This window comes from Tsukamurella soli (genome assembly GCF_039541155.1).
Classification (GTDB): Bacteria; Actinomycetota; Actinomycetes; order Mycobacteriales; family Mycobacteriaceae; genus Tsukamurella; species Tsukamurella soli.
Window position 1 is genome coordinate 20,968 of record NZ_BAABFR010000067.1, and the last position, 6,955, is coordinate 27,922.

At 71.6% G+C, this 6,955-nt stretch carries 7 protein-coding genes and 1 pseudogene; 3 read left to right on the plus strand and 5 right to left on the minus strand.

Features of this window, described 5'->3' with window-relative positions; all coding sequences use genetic code 11:
- The first annotated feature begins 75 nt into the window (after positions 1 to 75).
- Complete coding sequence (locus ABD908_RS18335) at positions 76 to 1,614, plus strand: sensor histidine kinase (RefSeq protein ID WP_344998585.1); 1,539 nt, start codon at positions 76 to 78, stop codon at positions 1,612 to 1,614.
- A 71-nt stretch (positions 1,615 to 1,685) separates the two neighbouring features.
- Here the strand turns inward: ABD908_RS18335 and ABD908_RS18340 are convergent, their stop codons facing one another.
- Together ABD908_RS18340 and ABD908_RS18345 are read right to left on the minus strand one after the other, a co-directional pair.
- On the minus strand, positions 1,686 to 1,940 hold the full coding sequence (locus tag ABD908_RS18340) for a WhiB family transcriptional regulator (protein WP_344998587.1): 255 nt from the start codon (positions 1,938 to 1,940) through the stop codon (positions 1,686 to 1,688).
- A 329-nt stretch (positions 1,941 to 2,269) separates the two neighbouring features.
- A complete protein-coding gene (locus ABD908_RS18345) occupies positions 2,270 to 3,265 on the minus strand; it encodes a diacylglycerol/lipid kinase family protein (RefSeq protein ID WP_344998589.1) in 996 nt (331 codons plus the stop codon).
- 22 nt (positions 3,266 to 3,287) lie between these two features.
- On the opposite strand from ABD908_RS18345, the gene ABD908_RS18350 reads away from it, so the two are divergent.
- A complete protein-coding gene (locus ABD908_RS18350) occupies positions 3,288 to 3,755 on the plus strand; it encodes a hypothetical protein (RefSeq protein WP_344998591.1) in 468 nt (155 codons plus the stop codon).
- A gap of 42 nt (positions 3,756 to 3,797) precedes the next feature.
- Here ABD908_RS18350 and ABD908_RS18355 read toward each other — a convergent pair whose 3' ends face one another.
- Positions 3,798 to 4,418 (minus strand): histidine phosphatase family protein, encoded by a 621-nt coding sequence (locus tag ABD908_RS18355; protein ID WP_344998593.1) that lies wholly within the window; start codon positions 4,416 to 4,418, stop codon positions 3,798 to 3,800.
- Between the two features lie 123 nt (positions 4,419 to 4,541).
- Here ABD908_RS18355 and ABD908_RS18360 point away from each other — a divergent pair, with 123 nt between their 5' ends.
- Positions 4,542 to 5,336 (plus strand): ParA family protein, encoded by a 795-nt coding sequence (locus ABD908_RS18360; RefSeq protein ID WP_344998595.1) that lies wholly within the window; start codon positions 4,542 to 4,544, stop codon positions 5,334 to 5,336.
- 13 nt (positions 5,337 to 5,349) lie between these two features.
- Here ABD908_RS18360 and ABD908_RS18365 read toward each other — a convergent pair whose 3' ends face one another.
- Both ABD908_RS18365 and ABD908_RS18370 read right to left on the minus strand, forming a co-directional pair.
- Positions 5,350 to 6,573 carry an Rv3212 family protein gene (locus ABD908_RS18365; RefSeq protein WP_344998597.1) on the minus strand — a complete coding sequence of 408 codons (1,224 nt, stop codon included), beginning with the start codon at positions 6,571 to 6,573 and terminating at the stop codon, positions 5,350 to 5,352.
- A 143-nt stretch (positions 6,574 to 6,716) separates the two neighbouring features.
- Positions 6,717 to 6,955, minus strand: a pseudogene (locus ABD908_RS18370) (DEAD/DEAH box helicase); the annotation flags it as partial.

The window sequence follows — 6,955 nt, forward strand, 5'->3', positions numbered from 1 at the left end:
GCGTACGAGTCCGGCCCGCTATTGTTTCATGGCCGTGCTACCTCGGACAAAAAACGATCCCGAGAGGGGGTGGGGATGGCATCGCTCGCCGATCTACTCGCGATCCACACCGACCTGCCCGGCCGCGCCGCGCGCCGCCTGCAGCGCATCGCGGGGGAGTGGCAGCTCCTCGCCGACCTCTCGTTCGCCGACCTGCGGCTATGGGTCGTCGCCGACGGTCCCGGCGCCCCACACGACGTCATGGATCACGCCGGCGAGCGCGGGCCGGGCGGCGCCGATCAGCCGCGGATGGTGTGCATCGCCCAGTGCCGGCCCAACACCACGCCGACGCTGTACGAGGACGACGGGGTAGGCCTCGTCCTGGGTCCGGACGATGCTGCGACGGTGTATGCCGCGTACCGGTCCGGACGGACGGTGCGGACGGCCGAACCCGCGTGGCGTGGCCCTCTGCGGATGCGACGCGAGGCCGTGCCGGTGCGCTGGGACGGCTCGGTGATCGCCGTGCTCACCCGGGACGTGAACGTCACCCAGCCCCGCATTCCCAGCCCCCTCGAGGTCGCCTACAACGACTGCGGGAACGCGCTGTGCCAGATGCTCGCCGACGGAACGTTCCCCGAGGCCGAGGAGCGGCCTACGGGGCAGGCGTCGCCCCGCGCGGGCGACGGGTTCATCCGCCTGGACGCCGACGGTGTCGTCGTGTTCGCGAGCCCCAACGCCCAGTCGGCCTACCGGCGGATGGGCGCGGCGGCCGACCTCACGGGCGCCGACCTGGCGAATCTGACCCACGCGCTGGTGGGGGACACCTTCGAATCCGACGAGCTCACCCAGGGCGTGCGCGGGGCCCTCACGCACGGAGGCGGCGCGCGCGTCGAGGTGTCGGCGGGCGGCGTCACCGTCGTGCTGCGGATACTGGGCCTGCGGCCGCACGCCCGACCCGCCGGGGCGGCGGTGCTGATCCGTGACGTCACCGAGCTCAAGCGGCGCGACCGCGCCCTGATCTCGAAGGACGCGACCATCCGCGAGATCCACCACAGGGTGAAGAACAACCTGCAGTCGGTGTCGGCGCTGCTGCGGCTACAGGCCCGCCGTACCCCGAACGAGGAGGCCAAGCGGGCGCTCGCCGAGTCGGTGCGACGCGTCGCGTCGATCGCGCTGGTGCATGAGACGCTCTCGATGTCCGTCGACGAGCAGGTGGACGTCGACGACGTGCTCGACCACCTCGTGCCCATCATGACCGACGTGGTCGCGCCGGCCGGGCCCGTGGCCGTCACCCGGCACGGCGACGTCGGCTACCTGGACGCCGACCGCGCGATGCCGCTCGTGATGGTGGTGACCGAGCTGATCCAGAACGCGATCGAGCACGCCTTCGAATCCGGGGTGCCGGGCACCGTCGAACTCCTCGCCGAGCGGTCGACCCGTGTGCTCGAGGTGATCGTCCGCGACGACGGCCGTGGCCTGCCCGACGATTTCAACCTGCATCAGTCCGACCGACTGGGCCTGCAGATCGTGCTCACGCTCGTGGCATCGGAGCTCGCGGGGGAGCTGACGATGGTGGCCGGACCGTCGGGCGGCACGGACGCCGTGCTGACGGTGCCGCTGCAGCCCGCCGGTTAGGGCTCGATCAGCCCATCCTGCGCACGAGAAAGGCCCGGTGACCAGGTCACCGGGCCCTCCTTACGGCTACGTCAGACGGTGGTGCGCGCGCGGGTACGGGCGTTGCGACGCTTGAGAGCGCGACGCTCGTCCTCGCTCATACCGCCCCACACACCGGCATCCTGACCCGACTCGAGCGCCCAGGACAGGCACTCCGCGGTCACGGGGCACCGGTTGCAGACGAGCTTCGCGTCTGCGATCTGGGCGATGGCCGGACCGCTGTTGCCGACGGGGAAGAAAAGCTCAGGATCCTCGTCGCGACAGATCGCCTTGTGGCGCCAGTCCATCTCTGCACACTCCTCACAGGCGCTCTCGGCGCCATGTCATCTCACGGGCTGTTAACGCGGTCGAACCGAGATGTTTCCGCGTTGTTACTGGACCGAATACTTCCAGGTTCCAAGCGACAGGACAATAGGTTCTTGCACGTTCGTGCTCGAGATCACAAGGGGGGTGGATTCTCGAGCGCTCGGTCCGTTGTACTACACTCCGGAGCTTCCCGCAGCGCGACAGCTACCTTAACCGCATACGCTGCAGCTTTGCAATGGCTTTCTTCGTATCTCACATCCGCGACGCCGAGTTCGGCGCGATCGGGGCCGAATCCGAAGCCGGACGCGGGTTACCGGACGCGCGGCAGTGGGGGAAGGTCCGCGACCACGCGGATCCGCTGCGGTGAATACCAGAACGTGAGGTCCTCGGTATCGCCGATGTGGTCACCGTCGACCTGGGCGGGAGCCGGTGTGGCAGCGGTGATCCGGATGACAGGCAGGTCATCGACCCGCAGCAGGTGCTTCATGCGCGGCCCGTTGCTGCGCCGCCGCGAGAGCATCTGCTGTACCAGGCGCAGGTTCGGGATCGTCCGCATCGAGCGGGACGCGAAGACGCCGAGGCCGGAGCCGTAGTCGGTCTCCGGGTTGGTGAGGACGGGGAGGTCACCGAGAAACGTCCACGGGCTCGCGTTGGAGACGAACGCGAAGTGCACGCCGTCCACCGCCCGCTCGCCGGACGCGCCGGCGGCCGGGAGGTGGACGGTGAGTTGGGGGGCGCGCCGGGCGGTGGCGAAGAACGTCCGGATCGCCGTGCGCACATACCGCGGGAATGTGGCCGCCTTGCCCTTCGCGCGGAGCGTCTCCATGTTGGCGATCACCGCAGCGTCGAGGCCCACCCCGGCGTTGAACAGGAACCAGCGGGAGCCGGCCCGGCCCAACCCGATCGTGCGGAAGGTGTTGCGCTCCAACAGGTCCGACAGGTGGACCGTGGCCTGGAGTGGGTCTCGAGGCACCGCGAGCGAGCGGGCGAAGACGTTGGCGCTGCCGCCCGGGATGACGGCGACGGCGGGCAGGTGCTCGGGGTCGGTGACGGGCTCGCCGGGGTGCGCGCCCTCCTCACCCAGGATGCCGTTGATGACCTCGTTGACGGTGCCGTCGCCGCCGTGCACGATCACCAGGTCGAAGCCGTCGGTGCGCGCCTGCCGGGCCAGGTCCCCCGCGTGGCCGCGCCGCTCCGTCTGTGCCTCGACCAGGTCCATGTTGGCGTGCAGAGCCATCGCCACGAGGTCCCGGCCGGCGGGGGTGATGGCGGTCGCGTTGGGGTTCACGATCAGCAGGGCGCGCACGCGGCCAGAGTAGTGTGGCCGCGTGAACAGTCCGGACCCGGCCGACTCCGCGGGCGCGCCCGCCCCGACGAGCCCAGTCGCGGCGTCGACACCCGACGCCCCGTCCCCCCGCGCCGCGCGGATCGCCGGCGGCCTGGTCGGTGCCGAGGGAGTGGCCGGGGTCGTGGTGGGTGTGGTCGAGCTGATCCGCGGCCTGACCGCGGGAGCCGCCTCGCCGCGCGGGGCGTACGGCCTCGCCTTCTGGCTGATCCCGATGGGCGCGGCGGTGCTGGCCGGCGGGTGGGCGCTGTGGTCCGGGCGGCGCTGGGGCCGCACGCTGGGCGTCCTCGCGAACCTCCTGCTGCTGCCCGTCGGCTACACGATGGCCTTCCAGTCGCACTTGGCCGGGTTCGGGATCCCGGTGCTGATCCTCGCGCTCGCGGTGCTGGTGCTGCTGTTCAGCCCCGCCACCGTCGCCTGGCTCGACCGCGGCTACGGACGACGGGGCTGAGACCGTGACGGGGCGCCTCGATCGGCGGTCCGGCAGGACGATTCAGCGGCCGGTATAGGCGTCGGCTGCGTAGCCGGTACGGCCGAAGGCGCGCAGCTGGGGCACGCTGCGGGCGTCGAATCCGAGCACCGTCGCGGAGGCCGGGAGCACGTGCAGGTGCCGCCCGAATGTGATGGGCGCCTGCAGGAACCGGGCCGTCAGCGCCGAGCCCAGGTGCCCGTGCCCGATCAGCACGACGTCACCGTCGGTCATCTTCGCACTGGCCTCCGCCAGGACCCGGTCGACGCGCGCCTGCACCTGCTCGGGGCTCTCCCCGCCGGGCGCGCCGTGCGTCCAGATGGTCCAGTCGGGCACGGTCTCGTGGATCTTCGCTGTGGTGATGCCCTCGTAGTCGCCATAGTCCCACTCGGCCAGGTCCGGCTCGATGCGGGTCGGGGTGAGGCCTGCGAGCTGCGCGGTGCGCACGGCGCGCTCGCGCGGGCTGACGAGGACGGTGACGTCGCCCTGCAGGTTCAGCGCGTCGAGGACGGCGGCGAGCCCCGCCGCCTGCGCGGCGCCCTCGTGATTGAGCGGGAGATCCGTGGTTCCGGTGTGGCGCCCAGCTGCGGACCAGTCGGTCTCGCCGTGACGGATGGTGACAAGTCGGTACTCGGGTGTGGTCACGGGGTCATCCTCTCGTATCGGCCGTCATCCTCTCGTATCGGCCGGGGCCCCGCCGCGCCGGTCCGCCGTCGCGACCGGCCCGGCGCCCCGCGTACCACCTCCGAGATCGGTAGGGTCGGCCCTATGACCTTTGTTCTCGCCGTGGCGAACCAGAAGGGCGGCGTGGCGAAGACCACCACGGTCGCGAGCCTGGGTGCCGCCCTCGCAGAACTCGGTGTACGCGTCCTCGTCGTCGACCTCGATCCGCAGGGCTGCCTCACGTTCTCGCTGGGGCACAACCCCGATCGGATCGAGCGCAGCGTGCACGACGTACTCCTCGAGGACGCGTCGATCACCGACGTGCTGCTCGACACGCAGGACGGGGTGACGCTCCTCCCGGCGACCCTCGATCTGGCGGGCGCCGAGGCGATGCTGCTGATGCGGGCGGGCCGGGAGTACGCGCTCAAGCGGGCGCTCGCCGACGTGGCGGACCGGTTCGATGTGATCCTCATCGACTGCCCACCCAGCCTCGGCGTGCTCACGCTCAACGGGCTCACGGCCGCCGCCGCGGTGGCGGTCCCGCTGCAGTGCGAGACCCTGGCGCACCGCGGCGTGGGGCAGCTGCTCAAGACGGTGCGCGACGTGCAGCGCATCACGAACCCGGATCTTGCTCTGCTGGGTGCGATTCCGACACTCTACGACGCCCGTACCACACATAGCCGGGACATCCTCTCGGACGTCGCCGACCGTTACGGACTGCTGGTGCTGGCGCCGCCGATCCCGCGCACCGTGCGCTTCGCGGAAGCCAACGCCGCGGGCCGCACCGTGCTGGCGGGGCGGAAGAACAAGGGCGCCACGGCATATCGCGAACTCGCCCAGAACCTGTGGGCGCAGATGAAAGACGGTGCGCCGCTTGTGGAGTGGCAGCCCGAGGCGTGAGCGGCGCGGCTGCTCAACCCGCGCGGTAGGCCTGCACGGTGTCGCCCCACTGGCATACGACGGTCTGGCCCGCTGTATCGGTGATGATCGGGCCGGCGGTGTAGCCCGGCCGGCTCACGGGGACCGCCGCGCCCTCCCGCCCGGACGCGAGGTCGTAGGCCGTGAGCGTCGACGCTCCGGGCACGACGATCTGGTTGCCGATCACCGCACCCGGGCCGCGGGTCTCGGGGATGATCAGCCGCAGCGCCAGCGTGGTCGCGTCCAGCACCAGCGTGTCCTCTCCGGTGTAGAAGCTGAGCACGCCACCCTCGTCGGTGATCGGCACGTCGGCCGGTGCCCCGCTCGGGCCGGATGCGATGTCGCGGCTCGTCAGTACGGTGCCGTCCGTTCCGAGCACCTCGAGTCGAGCGGGCCGCCCGTTCTGCGGGGGCACGTATACGGCGACGGCGTTGGAGACGGCGCCGACGATGCGGACGTGATCGTCGGTGCCGAGTGCGGGGATCACGGTGCTGACGGAGACCTCGGGCGTCGCGGAGTCCTTGGGTACCGACGCCATCAGCGTCAGGCGCGGGTTGATCTCGGTGGGGCAGTGCTCGAGCACCGCCACCTGCGTGCCGGCAGGCATCGCCGACAGCTGCGTGCAGCCCGACCGGGGCTGCGTACCGGGGTTCACCGGCACGTCGGGCGTGCCGTACTCGTTGGTGAGCACCAGGTCGGAGCGCAGCACGTCGACGCGGGACGCCGACTGCACGGCCACATACGAGCCGTCGGTGGTGAGCGTGACCTTCGCGTCCTCGCGACTGGAGCGCGCGTACCGGCGTTGGCCGGTGCCCGGGTCGAGTGCCGTGACCTCGCCGCAGCCGCGTGCGTCCGGGTAGAACGCCAGGATCGTGGAGGTGTTGGAGATCATGCCGCACAGGCCTTCGTCTCGGGTGTACCGCCAGGCGGAGCGGCCCGATGTGGCGTCGATTCCTGAGACGGTGCCGCCGTCGCCGGTCACGACGGTGCCCGCGACGACCTGGAACGGCTCCGTCGAGTGTGCGGTCCAGGTGGGGCGCAGCGTGGTCGGCAGGGCTGCGAGGGGCTCGGGGACCGGCGCGGTCTGTGCCGCGACGACGTCGGTGGTGCGCCGCGCGGAACTGGCGTACCACACCACCACCACCCCGACTGCGACCACGACGACGATCAACAGCGCGATCGCGAGGTCCGTCGGGGTCCGGCGTTCGGGTCTCACCACGGGCCCCACCCTAACGGCTGGCTCCGCAGTCGCGGCGTAGCGGCCACGGGGGAGTCCTCCGCTGCACCGCGTGAGTGCCGCGCCAGCAGGAGCGGCACTCACGGGGTGCCGGGGACTTCACGGCTTCGTGTGGAGCCCGGCGCTCAGTCGGCGAGCGCGGCCTCGGTCGGTGCGCCGGTATCGGTCTTCGGGCCGGAACGGCGGCGCCGACGGCGCCGGCGCGCCGGGCGATCACCCTCCGCGTGCGGGTCGGCACCGTCTGTGTCCGGTCCTGCGCCGTCGGCCTGCACGTCGGTGGACCGGTCGGCGGCCTCGGCCGCGCCGTCGTCCGGGGCACCGTCGGCGGGCCTGCCCGCGCGGGTGCGGCGACGGTCGCGAAGTC

What these genes read in the sequence shown, in the direction of transcription:
- ABD908_RS18335 (WP_344998585.1), top strand. Translation starts at nt 76, where the DNA reads ATGGCATCGCTCGCCGATCTACTCGCGATCCACACCGACCTGCCCGGC.
- ABD908_RS18360 (WP_344998595.1), top strand. Translation starts at nt 4,542, where the DNA reads ATGACCTTTGTTCTCGCCGTGGCGAACCAGAAGGGCGGCGTGGCGAAG.
- ABD908_RS18340 (WP_344998587.1), bottom strand. Translation starts at nt 1,940, where the DNA reads ATGGACTGGCGCCACAAGGCGATCTGTCGCGACGAGGATCCTGAGCTT.